Raw genomic sequence first — 923 nt, forward strand, 5'->3', positions numbered from 1 at the left:
GCGCCGGCGGCGTCCTCGCGCGTGGTCTCGCCGCGGTCGCAAGCCTTTGCCACCGCATAGACATAGGCGCGCGAGGCATTCATCGTGGTGTACATGTCGGCGATCTTGCCCTGCACGAGTTGAAACGAGCCGATCGGCTCGCCGAACTGCTTGCGCTCGTGGACGTAAGGCAGCACCACATCCATGCAGGCCTGCATGATGCCGATCGGACCCGCCGCCAGCACTGCGCGTTCATAGTCGAGGCCAGACATCAACACGTTGACGCCACGGCCGACCTCGCTCAGCACGTTCTCCTCCGGGATTTCGCAATCCTCAAACAGCAGTTCGCAGGTGTCGGAACCGCGCATGCCGAGCTTGTCGAGTTTCTGCGCGGTAGAAAATCCCTTCATGCCCTTTTCGATGATGAAGGCGGTGATGCCGCGCGGGCCGGCATTGGCGTCGGTCCTGGCGTAGACCACCAGCGTATCGGCAACGGGGCCGTTGGTGATCCACATCTTGTTGCCGTTCAGCACGAAGCGGTCGCCCTTTTTCTCGGCGCGAGTCTTCATCGAGACCACGTCGGAACCTGCGCCCGGCTCCGACATCGCGAGCGAGCCGACATGCTCGCCCGAGATCAGCTTGGGCAGATATTTCCGCTTCTGCGCCTCATTGCCGTTGCGGCGGATCTGGTTGACGCAGAGGTTGGAATGGGCGCCGTAGGACAGGCCGACGGAGGCTGATGCCCGCGACATTTCTTCCAGTGCGATGCAGTGCTCGAGATAGCCGAGACCGGCGCCGCCATATTCCTCTTCCACCGTGATACCGTGCAGGCCGAGCGCGCCGATCCTGGGCCAGAGGTCGCGCGGGAACTGATTGCTGCGGTCGATTTCGGCGGCGCGCGGGGCGATTTCATTCTGCGAAAACGCATGCACCGTCTCGCGGAT

At 63.1% G+C, this 923-nt stretch carries 1 protein-coding gene; it reads right to left on the reverse strand.

Translation table 11 applies throughout. The features are described from left to right. A partial coding sequence (locus tag LMTR3_RS30365) for an acyl-CoA dehydrogenase family protein (RefSeq protein WP_065748655.1) occupies positions 1-923 on the reverse strand: 923 nt, incomplete at both ends.

This window comes from Bradyrhizobium sp. LMTR 3 (genome assembly GCF_001693485.1).
GTDB lineage: Bacteria > Pseudomonadota > Alphaproteobacteria > Rhizobiales > Xanthobacteraceae > Bradyrhizobium.